This window comes from Phyllobacterium sp. LjRoot231, assembly GCF_964253365.1.
GTDB lineage: Bacteria > Pseudomonadota > Alphaproteobacteria > Rhizobiales > Rhizobiaceae > Phyllobacterium.
Window position 1 is genome coordinate 460,513 of sequence record NZ_CAXUQT020000001.1, and the last position, 16,789, is coordinate 477,301.

14 protein-coding genes are annotated in these 16,789 nt (G+C 58.5%); 5 read left to right on the plus strand and 9 right to left on the minus strand.

Going from position 1 to position 16,789, the window contains the following annotated elements:
• Nucleotides 1-335: 335 nt before the first annotated feature.
• Nucleotides 336-2,189, plus strand: a complete 1,854-nt coding sequence (ilvD, locus tag ACSQ3H_RS02160) for a dihydroxy-acid dehydratase (RefSeq protein ID WP_436115523.1) — start codon at nucleotides 336-338, stop codon at nucleotides 2,187-2,189.
• Between the two features lie 146 nt (nucleotides 2,190-2,335).
• Here ilvD and ACSQ3H_RS02165 read toward each other — a convergent pair whose 3' ends face one another.
• From ACSQ3H_RS02165 to ACSQ3H_RS02200, 8 genes are all read right to left on the minus strand, one after another.
• Nucleotides 2,336-3,325 (minus strand): ABC transporter substrate-binding protein, encoded by a 990-nt coding sequence (locus tag ACSQ3H_RS02165; protein WP_436115524.1) that lies wholly within the window; start codon nucleotides 3,323-3,325, stop codon nucleotides 2,336-2,338.
• Between the two features lie 294 nt (nucleotides 3,326-3,619).
• Nucleotides 3,620-4,720: an ABC transporter permease gene (locus ACSQ3H_RS02170; protein WP_436115525.1), complete on the minus strand. Its 1,101-nt coding sequence runs from the start codon at nucleotides 4,718-4,720 to the stop codon at nucleotides 3,620-3,622.
• Nucleotides 4,717-5,592, minus strand: a complete 876-nt coding sequence (locus ACSQ3H_RS02175) for an ABC transporter permease (RefSeq protein ID WP_436115526.1) — start codon at nucleotides 5,590-5,592, stop codon at nucleotides 4,717-4,719. The genes ACSQ3H_RS02170 and ACSQ3H_RS02175 overlap by 4 nt, the downstream gene beginning before the upstream one ends.
• On the minus strand, nucleotides 5,589-6,047 hold the full coding sequence (locus tag ACSQ3H_RS02180) for an N-acetyltransferase family protein (RefSeq protein WP_436115527.1): 459 nt from the start codon (nucleotides 6,045-6,047) through the stop codon (nucleotides 5,589-5,591). Before ACSQ3H_RS02180 ends, ACSQ3H_RS02175 begins: the two co-directional genes overlap by 4 nt.
• Before the next feature lie 19 nt (nucleotides 6,048-6,066).
• Nucleotides 6,067-6,867, minus strand: coding sequence for an ABC transporter ATP-binding protein (locus ACSQ3H_RS02185; protein ID WP_436115528.1), 801 nt, complete (start codon nucleotides 6,865-6,867; stop codon nucleotides 6,067-6,069).
• A gap of 40 nt (nucleotides 6,868-6,907) precedes the next feature.
• A complete protein-coding gene (gene hydA, locus ACSQ3H_RS02190; protein ID WP_436115529.1) occupies nucleotides 6,908-8,362 on the minus strand; it encodes a dihydropyrimidinase in 1,455 nt (484 codons plus the stop codon).
• A 60-nt stretch (nucleotides 8,363-8,422) separates the two neighbouring features.
• Nucleotides 8,423-9,670, minus strand: coding sequence for a Zn-dependent hydrolase (locus ACSQ3H_RS02195; protein ID WP_436115530.1), 1,248 nt, complete (start codon nucleotides 9,668-9,670; stop codon nucleotides 8,423-8,425).
• Between the two features lie 11 nt (nucleotides 9,671-9,681).
• A complete protein-coding gene (locus ACSQ3H_RS02200) occupies nucleotides 9,682-11,007 on the minus strand; it encodes an aspartate aminotransferase family protein (protein WP_436115531.1) in 1,326 nt (441 codons plus the stop codon).
• 208 nt (nucleotides 11,008-11,215) lie between these two features.
• Between ACSQ3H_RS02200 and rutR the strand changes: the two genes are divergently transcribed.
• The 3 genes from rutR to ACSQ3H_RS02215 all read left to right on the plus strand — a co-directional run bounded on the left by rutR (nucleotide 11,216) and on the right by ACSQ3H_RS02215 (nucleotide 15,404).
• Nucleotides 11,216-11,869, plus strand: coding sequence for an HTH-type transcriptional regulator RutR (rutR, locus tag ACSQ3H_RS02205; RefSeq protein ID WP_436115532.1), 654 nt, complete (start codon nucleotides 11,216-11,218; stop codon nucleotides 11,867-11,869).
• A gap of 170 nt (nucleotides 11,870-12,039) precedes the next feature.
• On the plus strand, nucleotides 12,040-14,721 hold the full coding sequence (locus tag ACSQ3H_RS02210; protein ID WP_436115533.1) for a DUF4118 domain-containing protein: 2,682 nt from the start codon (nucleotides 12,040-12,042) through the stop codon (nucleotides 14,719-14,721).
• Nucleotides 14,718-15,404, plus strand: a complete 687-nt coding sequence (locus ACSQ3H_RS02215) for a response regulator (protein WP_436115534.1) — start codon at nucleotides 14,718-14,720, stop codon at nucleotides 15,402-15,404. The genes ACSQ3H_RS02210 and ACSQ3H_RS02215 overlap by 4 nt, the downstream gene beginning before the upstream one ends.
• 15 nt (nucleotides 15,405-15,419) lie before the next feature.
• Here the strand turns inward: ACSQ3H_RS02215 and ACSQ3H_RS02220 are convergent, their stop codons facing one another.
• Complete coding sequence (locus tag ACSQ3H_RS02220) at nucleotides 15,420-16,202, minus strand: SDR family oxidoreductase (RefSeq protein ID WP_436115535.1); 783 nt, start codon at nucleotides 16,200-16,202, stop codon at nucleotides 15,420-15,422.
• 101 nt (nucleotides 16,203-16,303) lie between these two features.
• Between ACSQ3H_RS02220 and ACSQ3H_RS02225 the strand changes: the two genes are divergently transcribed.
• Nucleotides 16,304-16,765 carry an OsmC family protein gene (locus ACSQ3H_RS02225; RefSeq protein ID WP_436115536.1) on the plus strand — a complete coding sequence of 154 codons (462 nt, stop codon included), beginning with the start codon at nucleotides 16,304-16,306 and terminating at the stop codon, nucleotides 16,763-16,765.
• Nucleotides 16,766-16,789: the final 24 nt, after the last annotated feature.

Genomic DNA, 16,789 nt, shown 5'->3' on the forward strand with positions numbered 1-16,789 from the left:
GACACTGCAGCTTGCAGCCGTTTCGGCGTCCGCAGGATATGGTCTTTTCGCCCGGCAACATCGTCGCAAAGGACTTGAAAATGGGTAAACATTTCCATCGCCTTTGCTCCTCGTATCCGAACGAAAAGCCTCATACCATTTCGACCAGATTAACAGGTTCTGACCCTCGGCTTTAGACGAGACATTACGTCCCGTTTTCTGCGGCGATGATCTTCACTATGTAATCAATGCAAATAAAATGCCCCAACCGGGTAACAAAACTCCATTCTTTTGCCATGGAAGTGGTTTTTCTATAAAGATACTTCCCAAGCAATTTACCATCAGGATTTACGCAGATGCCGCCCTATCGTTCACGCACAACCACACATGGCCGCAACATGGCAGGTGCCCGCGGGCTCTGGCGCGCGACCGGCATGAAGGATGAGGATTTTGGCAAGCCGATTATCGCCGTGGTCAATTCCTTCACGCAGTTCGTGCCGGGCCATGTGCATTTGAAAGATCTTGGTCAGCTCGTCGCGCGTGAAATCGAGAGCGCTGGCGGTGTTGCCAAGGAATTCAACACCATTGCGGTCGATGACGGCATCGCCATGGGCCATGACGGCATGCTGTATTCGTTGCCATCGCGCGAGATCATTGCCGACAGCGTCGAATATATGGTCAACGCGCATTGCGCCGACGCTATGGTTTGCATCTCCAATTGCGACAAGATCACCCCGGGCATGCTGATGGCTGCGCTGCGCCTCAACATTCCGGTTGTGTTCGTTTCCGGCGGCCCAATGGAAGCCGGCAAGGTCGTATGGGACGACAAGGAAAAGAAGCTCGATCTGGTCGATGCCATGGTTGCCGCTGCCGATGACCGCATCTCCGACGAAGAGGTCAAGGCAATCGAGCGCTCGGCCTGCCCGACCTGTGGCTCCTGCTCCGGCATGTTCACGGCAAACTCCATGAACTGCTTGACCGAAGCGCTTGGTCTGTCGCTGCCGGGCAACGGCTCGACGCTGGCAACCCATGCGGATCGCCGCCGCCTCTTCGTCGAGGCCGGTCATCTCGTCGTCGATCTCGCCCGCCGTTACTATGAGCAGGATGACGAGACCGCCCTGCCGCGCTCCATCGCGTCCTTTGCCGCCTTCGAGAACGCCATGACGCTGGATATCGCCATGGGCGGCTCGACCAATACCGTACTGCATCTGCTTGCTGCCGCGCATGAGGGCGAGGTAGACTTCACCATGGCAGATATCGACCGGCTGTCCCGCCGCGTTCCGGTCCTGTGCAAAGTGGCACCAGCAGTGGCCAACGTACATATGGAAGATGTGCACCATGCGGGTGGCGTCATGGGGATTCTCGGCGAACTCGACCGCGCCGGTCTGCTCGATACGTCGGTTTATTCGGTGCATGCGGCCAATCTTGGTGCAGCGCTCGATCGTTGGGACGTCGTTCGCAGCAAAAACAAGTCCGTGCATGATTTCTTCATGGCTGCACCGGGGGGCGTGCCGACGCAGGTCGCCTTCAGCCAGGAGCGACGCTTCGCCGATGTCGATCTCGACCGCGAAAAGGGTGTCATCCGCAATGCCGAACACGCCTATTCCAAGGATGGCGGGTTGGCGGTGCTTTACGGTAATCTCGCCGAGGACGGCTGCATCGTCAAAACGGCTGGCGTCGACGATTCGATCCTGAAATTCTCCGGCCCCGCCCGTATTTTCGAGAGCCAGGACAGCGCAGTCCTCGGCATCCTGAATGGCGGCGTCAAGCCGGGCGATATCGTGCTGATCCGCTATGAGGGGCCCCGCGGCGGACCTGGCATGCAGGAAATGCTCTACCCGACCAGCTATCTGAAGTCGAAGGGTCTCGGCAAGGCCTGCGCCCTCATCACCGACGGCCGTTTCTCCGGTGGCTCGTCAGGTCTTTCCATCGGCCACGTTTCGCCGGAAGCGGCGGAAGGCGGGTTGATCGGGCTGGTTCACGAGGGCGATATCATCGATATCGATATACCCAACCGCCGGATACACCTTGCCGTCGACGATGCTGTTATTGCCGATCGCCGCGGGCATATGGAAGCCAAGGGCACGGCAGCATGGAAGCCTGAAGAAAAGCGCAAGCGGAAGATTACCACTGCGCTGCGTGCCTATGGTGCCATGGCAACAAGTGCTGCTCGTGGCGCTGTCCGGCAAATACCTGATCATTGGGAGTGACATGCCGCCCCTTGCCCTCCCCCTTGTGGGGAGGGTGGCGCAAAGCGCCGGGAGGGGTATTTCTAAAATCTGCTAATGGGGCAAAGACCCCTCCCCGGACCTAAGGTCCGTCCCTCCCCACAAGGGGGAGGGTAAGATGTCCCGCTTTACTTCGCTGCATCCGTAATTTTCGTCGTCCAGGCGCCTTCCGGCTTTTTGGTGATAACCGGATCTGAACCACCGCCGAGCAATGTCTCAACAGTGCGGTCAGCAGCTGCCACATCCAAGACGCCATCGGAACCTTCCGTAAGCTTGTTGATCTCGGCTACCATGCGCTTCTGGTGCTTTTCGGTCTGAGCGCCGCTGGCATCGTTGTCGAGCACGATGGTCGCTGCCTCATCGGGATTGGCGCGGGTATATTCCCAACCCTTCATCGAGGCCTTGACGAAGCGGGCGAGCTTGTCGACCATCTTCGGGTCATCCAGGCTCTTCTGCAGCACATAGAGACCGTCTTCCAGCGTCGCGACCTTTTCGTCCTCGTATTTGAACGTCACCAGCTCATCGGCGGGAATGCCTGCATCGATCACCTGCCAATATTCATTATAGGTCATGGTGGAGATGCAGTCAGCCTGCTTCTGGATCAGCGGATCGACGTTGAAGCCCTGCTTGAGGACGGTCACGCCGTTCGGCCCGCCATCGGTCTTGAGGCCGAGATGATTCATCCACGACAGGAACGGATATTCGTTGCCGCCGAACCAGACGCCAAGGGTCTTGCCCTTGAAGTCCTCCGGCTTGGTAATGCCGGTTTCCTTGCGGCACGTCAGCATCATGCCCGAACGCTTGAACGGCTGGGCAATATTGACCAGCGGCAAGCCCTTTTCGCGCGTAGCCAGCGCCGAGGGCATCCAGTCAATCACGACGTCGGCACCGCCACCGGCGATCACCTGCGGCGGGGCGACGTCCGGGCCGCCCGGCTTGATTTCCACATCGAGCCCGGCTTCCTCATAGAAACCTTTGTCCTTTGCCACGTAATAACCGGCAAACTGGCCCTGCGTGACCCATTTAAGCTGGAGCACAAGCTTGTCGGCGGCAAGTGCCGAACTTGCCATCAAGGTCATGGCCGCGAGGCCTAGTGAGAATGCGATTCTGTTTTTCATGTTTCAGTTCTCCTCTATTCTTGTAATAAGGTCGTAAACTCACGGATAGGGTCGAAATGGTATGAGGCTTTTCGTTCGGATACGAGGAGCAAAGGCGACGGAAATGTTTATCCATTTTCGAGCCTTTGCGACGAAGTAGCCGGGCGAAAAGACCATATCCTCCGGACGCCGAAACGGCTGCAAGCTGCAGTGTCGAACCGCTTGGCCGGGGGAAACACCCAGCCCTTCACGCTTCTCCTCGCATCTTCTTGCCGTTTCAGGCGCCATTGTCGATCCTATTCATGAGTTCACGACCTAAGTTCGATAGGAAGGATGCCAGAAAGTGACAGCCCGTTCGATGAGTGTGATCAGCCCGTAGGATAGTGAGCCGGCAAGCGCTGCAACGAAGATTTCAGCCCAGACCATATCGACATTCATGCGGCCGACCTCGGCCGATATGCGAAAGCCCATGCCGACAATGGGCGAGCCGAAGAATTCGGCGACGATCGCCCCGATCAACGCAAGCGTCGAATTGATTTTCAGCGCGTTGAAAATAAACGGCATGGCTGCAGGCAGGCGCAGCTTCAGCAGGGTCTGAGTGTAGGTGGAACCATAGGTGCGCATAAGATCGCGCTCCATGGCGCCCGAGGCGGCAAGCCCCGCCACAGTGTTCACCAGCATCGGGAAGAACGTCATGATAACGACTACCGCCGCCTTCGACTCCCAGTAGGAACCAAACCACATGACCATGATCGGCGCGATGCCAACAACGGGGAGCGCCGCGACGAGATTGCCGATCGGCAGCAGGCCCTTGCGCAGGAAAGGTACGCGATCGACGATGATCGCCGCGAGAAAGCCGGAGCCGCAACCGATGACATAGCCGGCAATCGCGGCCTTCAGGAACGTCTGCTGGAAGTCCGCCCAGAGCGTTGGCACTGAAGCGGCAATGCGGGTCGCAATCATCGAGGGTGGCGGCAGCAGGATCGTCGGCACGCCAAAGCCGCGAACGATGATTTCCCAGAGGATCAGCAGCCACGCACCGAACAATACGGGCAGAGCGAGATTGACAAGACGCTGGGCGTCCACGGATTTGAGACGTAGCTCCGCCAATCTCTGTACAGCAAGCCACGCCAGCAACCATGCGGCGACCACCATGCACCAATAACCGATTGCAGGACTGCTCATCGAAAAGGAGCCAAGCAGCCCAACCAGGAAGAACGCTTCAATATGGACCAGCACGAGCAGCGCGACCGAAGAGCTGTTGGACGCGGATGCGAAGAGCGCCACCGCGGATGCCGCGAACAACAAGGCAGGAGCTGCAAAGAAGACGAGCCCCGGTCCGTCCGCGCCCGTCGGCAGCACCAACGACGCCGCTGCGAGCAGGAAGGCAACAATGGCAAGCGGAGACCGCTTCATGTCCGCACTCCCATCCGCCGGTTGACCAACGTTGCAATCAGTCCGATCAGGCTGACAAGGACAGCCGCCATCAAGGCCGCCGCAATCAGCGCCGCCCAGATCTGCACGGTCTGGCCATAATAGGAACCGGCCAGTAGCCGCGCGCCAATGCCTGCCACCGCACCGGTCGGCAACTCACCGACAATGGCGCCGACAAGGCTGATGGCGACGGCGATTTTCATCGACGTGAACAGATAGGGCATGGAGGCAGGCCAGCGCAGCTTCCAGAACACTTGCGCCTTCGAGGCATTATAGGTGCGCATCAGATCGAGATGCATAATTTCGGGCGAGCGCAGGCCTTTCACCATGCCGACGGCGACGGGGAAGAACGAAAGGTACGTGGAGATCATCGCCTTGGGCAGAAGGCCGGTGATATTCACCGCGTTGAGCACCACGATGATCATCGGTGCGATGGCAAGGATAGGCACCGTCTGCGAGGTGATGATCCATGGCATCAGGCTCTTGTCGAGCGTGCGCGAATGGACGATGGCGATCGCCAAAAGGATGCCGAGCAAGGTGCCGAGGGCAAAGCCGAGCAGCGTCGAGGAGAGCGTCACCCAGCCGTGATAGACGAGGCTGCGCTTCGACGCCGGGCTGATCTCGAAAACGCTCTTGCGGATTTCCGCCGCCACCTGATGCGGCGCGGGCAGGACGGGACGCTCCTGTGCCATGGTGTTGGCGATCAGCTGGCCGGTCGAAATCGTCGTATTGGCGCGTACCGCCTGATCGCGCTCGAACGGGGCATTGAGAATGACGGCAAAGACATACCAGAGCGCAAGAATGGCGATCAGTACGGTACCCACGGGAATGACGCTGTTGCGGATGAAGTTCATGACTTCATCTCCAAATCATCCGGCTGCCAGCGATAGAGAATGTCCGGCAGTTTCTCTTCGTTGTCGCCGTCGGTGCGCCTGACTTCCGCGAAACCTTCGCGTTCGTAGAAGGCCTGTGCATCGCGGTTGGCGACGAATGTCCAGAGTTCAATAGGACCTGAGGCTTCTTTTTTCACACGGTCGAGCAGCGCTTTCCCGACTCCTTTGCCGCGCTCGTCGCCATGCACATAGAGCGCGCTGACAGTGTTGTCAGGGGCCAGTGCAACCATACCGGCAACGTGGTTGTCATTCTCTGCTACGAAAACCTCGAACCTTGTAAAAACGGTATCACGATAAAACTCCGCTACGTCCTCCCTGGGGTGAACGCGCGGCATCCATTTCGTCGCATCAATCCACGCATTGACGATCTCCGCGCATTCGGACATGTCGCGCAGTTTGGCGGCACGGATGATCATTATGCGCCCCGCTCCGGCGTCATAGATGTGCCTCATCGTAGGAATGACCGTGGCGCAGGCCTTCGCGCACGCGGTGGGCGATTTCGAGGAACTTTGGAGACTCGCGGATGTCGAGCGTGCGTTCCGGGCCGAGATTGCAGTCGATGATTTCGTGAATGCGGCCTGGCCGCGGGCTCATCACTACGATTTTCGTGGAAAGGAATACGGCTTCAGGAATGGAGTGGGTGACAAAAATCACTGTCTTCTGCGTCTTCGCCCAAAGCTTCAGGAGCTCCTCGTTGAGATGATCGCGAACGATCTCGTCGAGTGCGCCAAAAGGCTCGTCCATCAGCAACAGATCCGGATCGAACGAAAGCGCGCGGGCAATGGAGGCACGCTGCTGCATGCCGCCGGACAATTGCCAGGGAAACTTCTTTTCGAAACCGGACAGATTGACCAGATCGAGGTTCTTGGCGATCCGCGTTTTCCGTTCTGCCCTGGGCACGCCCATCACTTCCAGCGGCAGGGAAATATTGCCGCCGATGGTGCGCCACGGATAAAGCGCCGCCGCCTGGAACACGTAGCCATAGGCGCGCTTCTGCCGCGCCTCGGATGGTGTCATGCCATTAACGGAAATCGAGCCGGAGGTCGGCTGTTCCAGATCGGCGATCACCCTTAGCAATGTGGTCTTGCCGCAGCCGGACGGGCCGATGAAAGAGACGAATTCGCCGCCATTGACCGCAAGGTTGATGTTGGACAATGCGTTGACCGGCCCGTCATTGGTCTGGAACACCAGCGACAGGTCTTTGACGTCGATCACGTTTTTGGCCGCTAGTGGCATTGTCTTCGCCTTGGGTCGGAGCGTGACGACTGACATGGGTCTATACGCCTGCCGGAATGTTTTTCGGATCGCGCTCCACTCTACGCGGTGCCGTCAATTCCTTCCACGTGGAAAGTGCACGGTTTGCCGGCGCATTCGCTTCACGTTCAACAAAGCGGCCACTGCCCGTCGGCGCCAGCACCTCGCCGTCTTTATAGGCGATGTTTCCGCGCGACAGGGTCATGCGTGGCAGTCCCGTCACCTCGATGCCTTCGAAGACATTGTAGTCGATAGCGGATTTCTGGGTCTTAGCAGAAATAACCTTCGTAGCATTCGGATCCCAGATGACGATATCCGCGTCGGAGCCCGGCAGGATTGCGCCCTTGCGCGGATAAATATTGAGAATGCGCGCGATATTGGTGGAGGTGACAGCCACGAATTCGTTCGGCGTCAGGCGGCCCGTACGTACACCTTTGGTCCACAGCACCGGCAGGCGGTCCTCAAGCCCGCCTGTGCCGTTCGGGATCTTGGTGAAATCGCCGGCGCCGAAACGCTTCTGCTGCGTGGTGAAGGCGCAATGGTCGGTGGCAACGACCTGCAGACTGCCGGAGGCGAGACCAGCCCACAGGCCGTCCTGATGGATCTTGTCGCGGAAGGGCGGCGACATGACCCGCCGTGCTGCATAGTCCCAATCCTCGTTCTTGTATTCGCTCTCGTCCAGTGTCAGGTGCTGGACCAGCGGCTCGCCATAGACGCGCATGCCTTTTGCCCGCGCACGGCGAATGGCTTCATGCGCCTGCTCGCAGGAGACATGCACGATGTAGAGCGGCACGCCGGCCTGATCGGCAATCATGATGGCGCGGTTGGCCGCCTCCCCTTCAACCTCTGGCGGGCGAGAATAGGCGTGGGCTTCCGGACCGTTGTTGCCCTCAGCCAGAAGCTTCTGCTGCAGATGCGCAACCACATCGCCATTTTCCGCATGCACCAGCGGCATGGCGCCGATTTCGGCACAGCGCATGAACGAGGCGAACATTTCGTCATCATCCACCATCAAGGCGCCCTTATAGGCCATGAAATGCTTGAAGGTGTTGATGCCGCGCTCGACCACTTTCGGCATCTCGTCGAAGACCTGCTTGTTCCAGCTGGTGATCGCCATGTGGAAGGAATAGTCGGTGCGCGCCTTGCCTGCCTTCTGGAACCAGTCCTGCAGCGCGACGAGCAGACCATCTGAGCCCGGTAGCACGAAATCGACGACCATGGTCGTGCCGCCAGCCAGCCCAGCAGCGGTGCCTGTATCGAAATCGTCGGAGGAATGAGTGCCCATGAACGGCATTTCGAGGTGGGTGTGCGGATCGATACCCCCCGGCATCAGATAGCAGCCGGTCGCATCGATAATATCATCGCCAGTAAGATCAGCACCGATGGCTGCAATGGTTTCGCCGTCAATCAGCACATCCGCCTTGTAGGTGCGGTCGGCGGCGATGATGGTGCCGCCCTTGATCACTTTCGTAGCCATGTGTCCGTTCCCCTTTTTGGTTTTTTGCCGAACGTGTCGCTGTCTATTTGGGTTAGCGGGTCAGGACTGGATTTCCGCAGTCTCCAGAACCGCGTGCAAGAGGACATCAGCGCCGGCGGCAGCCCATTCCTTCGAAATATCTTCATCTTCGTTATGGCTGAGCCCATCGACGCAGGGGCACATGACCATCGCTGTCGGCGCGACGCGATTGATCCAGCATGCGTCATGTCCTGCACCGGAAACAATATTGCGATGACTGTAGCCTAGCCGTTCTGCCGCATTGCGTACTGCGGTCACACAACCTTCGTTGAAGGTGACGGGATCGAAATGGCCCGCTTCCTCAATAGCAATTTCAAGGCCAAGTTCCTTTGCGATTTTGGGAGCCTTGTCTTCGATCTCGGCCTTCATCGCGTTCAACGTCGCAAGGTCAGGCGAACGGATATCGACCGTGAACACCACCTTGCCCGGAATGACATTGCGCGAGTTCGGATAGACATCGACATGACCGATTGCGCCGACAGCACTCGGCTGGTGCGCCATGGCAACGGTGTGGACGAGTTCCGTGATACGCGCCATACCGAGGCCGGCATTCTTGCGCATTGGCATGGGCGTCGAGCCAGTATGGCTTTCCTTGCCGGTCAGCGTGATCTGCAGCCACCACAAGCCTTGGCCATGGGTGACGACGCCGATTTCCTTGCCTTCGGCTTCGAGGATCGGGCCCTGCTCGATGTGCAGTTCGAACAGCGCGTGCATCTTGCGTGCGCCGACCTTTTCGTCGCCCTTCCAGCCGACGCGCTCAAGCTCGTCGCCGAACTTCTTGCCCTTGGCGTCTTCGCGATTGTAGGCCCACTCCTGATCGTGAATACCTGCGAAGACACCGGAAGCCAGCATGGCCGGAGCAAAGCGCGTGCCCTCCTCATTGGTCCAATTGACGACGACGATCGGGTGTTTGGTCTTGATATTGAGATCGTTGAGCGTGCGGATCAATTCGAGCCCGCCGAGCACGCCTAGAACACCATCATACTTTCCGCCTGTTGGCTGTGTGTCGAGATGGCTGCCGACATAGACCGGCAGCGCATCGGGGTCAGTCCCCTCTCGGGTGAAGAACATGCTGCCCATGGTGTCGATGCCCATGGAAAGGCCCGCCTTCTCGCACCAGGACTGGAACAAGCGGCGGCCTTCACCGTCCTCATCGGTCAGGGTCTGGCGGTTGTTGCCACCGCGCACGCCAGGTCCGATTTTCGCCATCTCCATCAGGCTGTCCCAGAGACGGTCGCCGTTGATCCTGAGATTTCCTGTGAGCGCCATGCTTAGAGCCCTTAATCCAGATTTTTCAAAACGTCAGCCAGCGTGTCGAAGAGATGTTCGATCTGCCCCTTGCTGATGGTGAGCGGCGGTGACAGCGCGATGATGTCTCCAGTCGTGCGAATCAACACGCCCTTCTCATAGGCATCGAGGAACGCCTGGAAAGCACGCTTGGTCGGCGCACCTTCGATAGGCTCAAGCTCGATGGCACCGATCAGTCCCAGGTTGCGGATGTCGATAACATGCGGGAGACCCTTCAGCGCATGCAGCGCATCCTCCCAATAGCTGGAAATCTCGGAGGCGCGGGTCAGCAGGCCTTCTTCTTCGTACGTATCGAGCGTTGCCAGCGCGGCGGCGCAAGCCACCGGATGACCAGAATAAGTGTAGCCGTGGAAAAGCTCGATCATGTTTTCCGGGCCGGTCATGAAGGTTTCATAAATCTGCTTCGACGCGAAAACCGCACCCATCGGGATCACGCCGCTGGTGATGCCCTTGGCGGTGGTGACAAGGTCCGGGATCACGCCGAAATAATCAACGGCGAACGGTGTGCCGAGACGGCCGAAACCTGTGATGACCTCATCGAAAATCAACAGGATGTCGTGCTTGGTGCAAATCTCGCGCAGGCGCTTGAGGTACCCCTTTGGCGGGATCAATACGCCGGTCGATCCGGCAACAGGCTCTACGATCACCGCAGCGATGTTCGACGCATCATGCAGGGCGATGACCTTCTCCAGATCATCGGCAAACTCAACACCATACTCGGGTTCGCCGCGCGTATAGGCGTTGCGGGCGAGATCATGGGTGTGGCGGATGTGATCGATGCCACTAAGCGCATTGCCGAAAGTCTTGCGATTGCCGGAAATGCCGCCGACTGAAATGCCGCCAAAACCGACGCCGTGATAGCCGCGCTCACGGCCAATGAGCTTGACCTTGGTGCCATTGCCCTTGGCGCGATGATAGGCCAGCGCAATCTTCAGCGCGGTATCAACCGATTCCGAGCCGGAATTGGTGAAGAACACATGATCCAGCGGCGACGGCAGCATTGCGGCGAGACGCGCGGCGAGTTCAAAAGCTTTCGGATGGCCCATCTGGAAAGCGGGGGCGTAGTCAAGTTCGGCGACCTGTTTCTGCACGGCCTCGACGATCTTGGGACGACCATGACCCGCATTACAGCACCACAGGCCCGCCGTACCGTCCAGAATCTCGCGGCCGTCATGGGATTTATAGTGCATGTCCTTGGCGCTCACCAGAAGGCGAGGCTTCTCCTTGAACTGCCGGTTTGCCGTGAATGGCATCCAGAACGCGTCGAGGTTATTGGTCCCGTATGCCGCTTTAGACATTTTATGAAGCCTCCAATAGCGCGGATGTTACCGCTTGTTTTGTGTTCCCGAATGATTGAACCTGCGGCACAATCAAAAACTTGACTACTTGGTCAAAATGCAGGCTAGAAGAGCATAGGAAGGCGGTCAAGCGCTTTATAAGTCTTTAAAGCAGTTCCAGGATGCGACGAAAAGGCCCCTCCGGGCAAACGATAAAGGGACGCAGGGCATGGCAAGGGCGGAAAAGAAGAAACTGAAGGAAGCGCCCGAAAAGACGACGCGGATTCAGGAACTTAACCGCCGTCTGATCCTCGATGCAGCTCTCGATGTCTTCTCCACCTATGGGTTTCGCGGCACCACGATCGACCAGATCGCCGAGAGGGCCGGCATGTCCAAGCCCAATCTCCTTTATTATTTCCCGCGCAAGCAGAATATCTACGTAACACTGCTTGAAGAGACGCTGACGGAATGGCTGGCACCGCTTGCTGAGATCGATGCGGAGGGCGATCCGATCGAGCAATTGCGTAAATACATCACCTTGAAGATCAACATGTCCGAGACCCACCCGGAGGCGTCCCGGTTGTTTGCCAACGAAATTCTACACGGCGCACCGGCTATCAGCGATTTTCTCACCAAGCACCTGAAGCCATTGGTTGACGAAAAGGCTGCCGTGATTCGCCGTTGGGTGGGTGAAGGCAAGCTCGCGCCGGTCGACCCCTACCACCTCATCTTCATGATCTGGGCGACGACGCAGCATTACGCGGATTTCGACGTACAGGTGCGCGCAATCATGGGTAGCCAGGTTGGCCGGCCTGGCTTTAGAGAACAGACCGCACAGGCGGTGCTGAGCATTATTCTCAGCGGAATCAGACCGCGGGGATAATTTTGGCTTATCCCATGGCGCAACAATTGCGCGTGATTCGACGGAGTTCCCCGTGGTAGGTTGAATGAAGCCTGCTTCGGCACAAAAATGCACCTCCCCTTGGCATTTGCAGCCAAGCTGGGCTAAACGTTCAGGTGCTCCACGCACGGAACGAATAATTTGAGGCGTATATGGCCGATCACGGTCAAAAAAATCGACCAGATCCCGATAAATTGCTGGAGCTTGCCGCCCGTGAAACGCGCGGCAAGCTGACTGTTTTTCTGGGGGCAGCACCCGGTGTGGGCAAGACCTATGCCATGCTTTTGCGCGCCCGCCGCCTGAAGGAGGATGGCGCCGATATCGTCATCGGGCTTGCCGAAACCCATGGCCGGGTCGAGACCGCTGAACTGCTCGATGGGCTCGAGGGAATCCCGCGAAAACAGGTCAGCTATCGCGGCAAGGTGCTGGAAGAGTTTGATATCGATGCGGCAATCGCCCGCAAGCCGAAAATTCTCGTCGTCGACGAGCTTGCCCATAGCAATGTACCCGGCAGCCGCCACCCGAAACGCTATCAGGACATCGAGGAACTGCTTTGGCAGGGCATCGACGTCTGGACGGCAATGAATGTCCAGCATCTGGAAAGCCTGTCTGACGTCGTCACCAGCATCACCGGCGTGACTGTTCGCGAGATCGTGCCGGATGTTGTTCTGAAGCGGGCCGACGACGTCCTGCTTGTCGACCTGCCTCCGGCAGAACTGATCGCGCGCCTGAAGGAAGGCAAGGTCTATCTTCCCGGTAATGCCGAACGCGCGGCTGAGGGTTTCTTCAAACCCGCCAATCTCACGGCGCTACGCGAACTGGCGTTACGGCGGACGGCGGATCGTGTCGACGATCAGATGATCGATCTGTTGCGCCAAAACGCTATCGAAGGCCCATGGGCGACAGGCGAACGCCTGCTCGTCTGCGTCGGTCCGGACAGCCTTTCCGACAAGGTCGTGCGCACGGCCAGCCGTCTGGCGTCAGGACTGAATGCCCGCTGGCTGGTGGTTTCGCTCACTCAGACCAATGATGCGGGGGCCGAGACAAGCAAGCGCATCGATGAACTCCTCGATCTTGCCGAACGGCTCGGTGCAGAAACACGGCGTGTGATCGCCCTGGATTTCGTCGAGGAGATTTTCCGTATCGCCCGGCGCGAAAACGTCACCCAGATCGTTGTTGGCCGTCCGAAGTCGGCGCGGTTTGCCAATCCTTTCCGGCGCTCGCTGCCCGACGAGATTATCAAACGTTTCACCGATATCGGCGTGCACATCGTCACCGGCGAGGAACAGGGCACGCCCTATGTGCCGCCGTCGATGCGCAAGCGTACCAGGCTCGAACTTGCCAAGGCAATCGCGCTTCCCGTTGCAGCAACGGGTGTGACCACACTGCTCGGCCTTGGCGTCAGCGATATCGTTCACGCGCAAAACCTCTCGATGCTGTTCCTTGTCGCGGTTATCCTCTCGGCAATGATTTGCGGACGGCTTTCAGCGGTCATAGCAGCGGGCCTTTCCTTTGTTTTCTATAACTTCTTCTTCCTCGAACCGCTGCACGATCTGAGTATTGCCAAGCCGCATCAATTGTTCTCGCTGATTATCTTCCTTGGGGTTGCCTTGATGATCGGCGACCTTGCCGGGCGTCTGCGCGATCAGGTCGCCCGTTCACGCAACCAAGCGAAGAATATGCAGGCGCTCTACGAATTCTCGCGCAAGCTTTCCGGTACGGCGCGGCTCGATGATGTGCTCGTTTCCACCGCCACACATCTGCATTCGACCTTTGGAACCGGCGTTGTCATCCTGATGCCTTATGACGGCGACCTCTCGCTGCAGACCGCATGGCCGCCGGACCTGACACTGGACGGCACAGATATGACCGCCGTACGCTGGGCTTATGAGAAGAATGAGCGTGCCGGTTCCGATACGGCGACATTGCCGCAGATCGGATGGCAGTTTCTTCCCATTCTCACTTCAAATGGAGTGGCGGGCGTGCTGGGCCTTTCCATGCAGGATCGTGCGACGCTGAGCGAGAACGACGACCGCATGCTCACCGCTATCCTCGATCAGACGGCCATCGCGATTGATCGCGCTCAACTTGTGCGGGAAAATGCCAAGACGGCCGCATTGCAGGAGAGCGACAAGCTGCACACGGCTCTGTTCTCATCCCTCTCACACGATTTGAAAACACCGCTTGCCTCGATTACCGGCGCCGTCACGACGCTGCGGCAGCTAGGTAGCCGCATCAAAGCCGACACGCGTGACGATCTCTTGCTTTCCATCGAGGAAGAAGCCGGACGGTTGAACCGCTTCGTCGCCAACCTATTCGATATGACGCGCATCGAGGCTGGAACCCTCAAGGCCAAAAATCTTCCCGTCGATGCGGCCGAAATTATCGTGTCTTCCATTGAGCGCATGAAAAAGCTCAAGCCCGGGATTGCTATCGACACTAGCATCGCCCCAGATTTGCCCATGGTGAACGGCGATGCTTCTCTGCTGGGCCAGACACTGTTCAATCTGTTGGATAATGCCGCGAAATATGCGGGTGATGGCCCGATCGCAGTCTACGCTAAGGGCGACGGCCCGGAAGTCGCCATCAGCATTACCGACCAGGGCAAGGGGATTCCGCCCAAGGATCTGGACAAGATTTTCGACAAGTTCTATAGGCGCGTCAAAGGTGACGGCCGTGCGCCGGGGACGGGGCTGGGCCTTTCGATCTCCCGCGGTTTCGTCGAATCCATGGGCGGTACGATCAAGGCGGAAAGCCCCGCCATTCGCAAGCGCGGGACCCGGATCATTATCCGGCTTCCTGTCGCCAATCCCGATGACGAGGCAGCGGCATGAACCAGCATCGTATCCTCATCGTCGATGACGAGCCGCAGATCCAGCGTTTTCTCAACCCCGCACTCACGGCATCGGGCTATGAAGTCATCATGGCCTCGACCGGCGCTGAAGCCGAGCGGCTGGCTGCCACCAGTGCGCCGGATCTGATCATTCTCGATCTTGGCCTTCCCGACAAGGATGGCAAGGAAGTGATCGAGACAATACGGGCCTTTTCCGAAGTGCCGATCATTGTCCTGTCGGCGCGGGACCGCGAGGCCGAAAAGATCGCGTCGCTTGATCTCGGCGCCAATGATTATGTTGGAAAACCCTTCGGTATTGGTGAGTTGCTGGCACGTATACGCACGGCGCTGCGCCAGCAGGCGGCTGGCACAAGCGTGCCGTCCCGTTTCGAGGCCAATGGGCTTGTCGTCGATATGGTCAAGCGCCTCGTCAGCCGCAACGGTGAGGAAGTGCACGTGACCCGCAAGGAATATCAGCTGCTCGTGCACCTCGTCCTGCATGCGGGCATGGTGGTTACACACCGTCAGCTGCTTGCCTCGGTTTGGGGCGCAGCCCATGTGCATGATTTGCAATATCTGCGCGTCTTTGTCGGCCAGCTGCGCGCCAAGATCGAAGACGATGCGAACAACCCGCAATTCATCCGCACCGAGGCGGGGGTCGGCTATCGGTTTATTGCGGAGTGAAATCAGCGGCTAGGCTCACCCCTGAGTAGAATTATATGCGCCGCCATCAAGCAGCAGGTTCTGGCCGACAATGAAGCCGGAATACTGGCTGCACAGGAAAGCCGCGGCGGCGCCGAATTCTTCCGCCGTGCCGTAGCGCCCCGTGGGATTTTCCGCATAGGATTCGGCCCGCGCCTCCTCGATGGAGATGCCCTTGGCCTTCGCCGTCCGATCGAGGAAGCCTTTGGTGCGGTCCGTATCATGCGATCCAGGCAGCAGATTGTTGATGATAACGCCATGCTTTGCCACCTGCCGCGCAGTGCCGGCGACGAAACCGGTCAGACCGTTGCGGGCGGCGTTGGAAAGCCCGAGCGAGGCGATCGGCGATTTGACCGAGCCGGAGGTGATGTTGAGCACCCGGCCCCATTTCCGCTCGATCATGCCGGGCAGGATGGCGTTCATCAGAAGGATCGGGGTCAGCATATTGTTGTTGATCGCCTTCAGCCATTCCTCCTCGCCCCATTCGGACCAGACACCGGCAGGCGGGCCTCCGGCATTGTTGACGAGGATATCCGGCTGCGGCTCTGCCTTCAGCAGCGCCTGCCGTCCGGCTTCCGTCGTCACATCTTCTGCAACGATCTGAACCTTGACGCCGTACTTGTCCGCAATCTCGTCAGCTGTGGCGCGCAGCGTTTCCTCGGTGCGCGCATTCAGCGTCAGGTCGACACCCGCCTCGGCCAGTTTTTCCGCAACGCCGCGGCCAAGGCCTTTTGAACTCGCGCAGACGATGGCGCGCTTGCCTTTGATACCCAGATCCATGATGTCCTCGCCGATTCTTGCTGTGTGATCCCTTATCGACAATTCCGGCGCGTTTTGACAAGCTCGACCTCAAACAAATCGGATTCGGGAAACGCAAGGCTATGACTACATTCGGCGCCACTGTTCTCTGGACGCGGCCGGAAGGCGCTACCTTCACTGACAATAAATACAGCCGGGCTCATGTCTGGCAGTTCGATGGTGGTGCTGAAGTGCCTGCCTCGTCCTCTCCGCACATTGTCCGCCTGCCCTATTCCACGGCGGAGAATGTCGATCCGGAAGAGGCCTTTGTCGCCTCGATTTCGAGCTGCCACATGCTGTTTTTTCTAAGCGGTGCCGCCAAGAAGGGATTTGTCATTGACGAATACCGTGATGCCGCGGAAGGCGAACTCGCAAAAAACGACAAAGGCAAGCTCCATGTCAGCCGCGTGACACTCAAGCCGCATGTAACCTATGCGGGTGCCGCGCCGGATGCAGAGACGGAGCAACACTTGCACCATGACGCGCACGAGCAATGCTTCATTGCAAATTCCGTGCTCACCCATATCGAAGTTCAGCCCACCTGAACTTCACAGGAACGGAGGAGATAT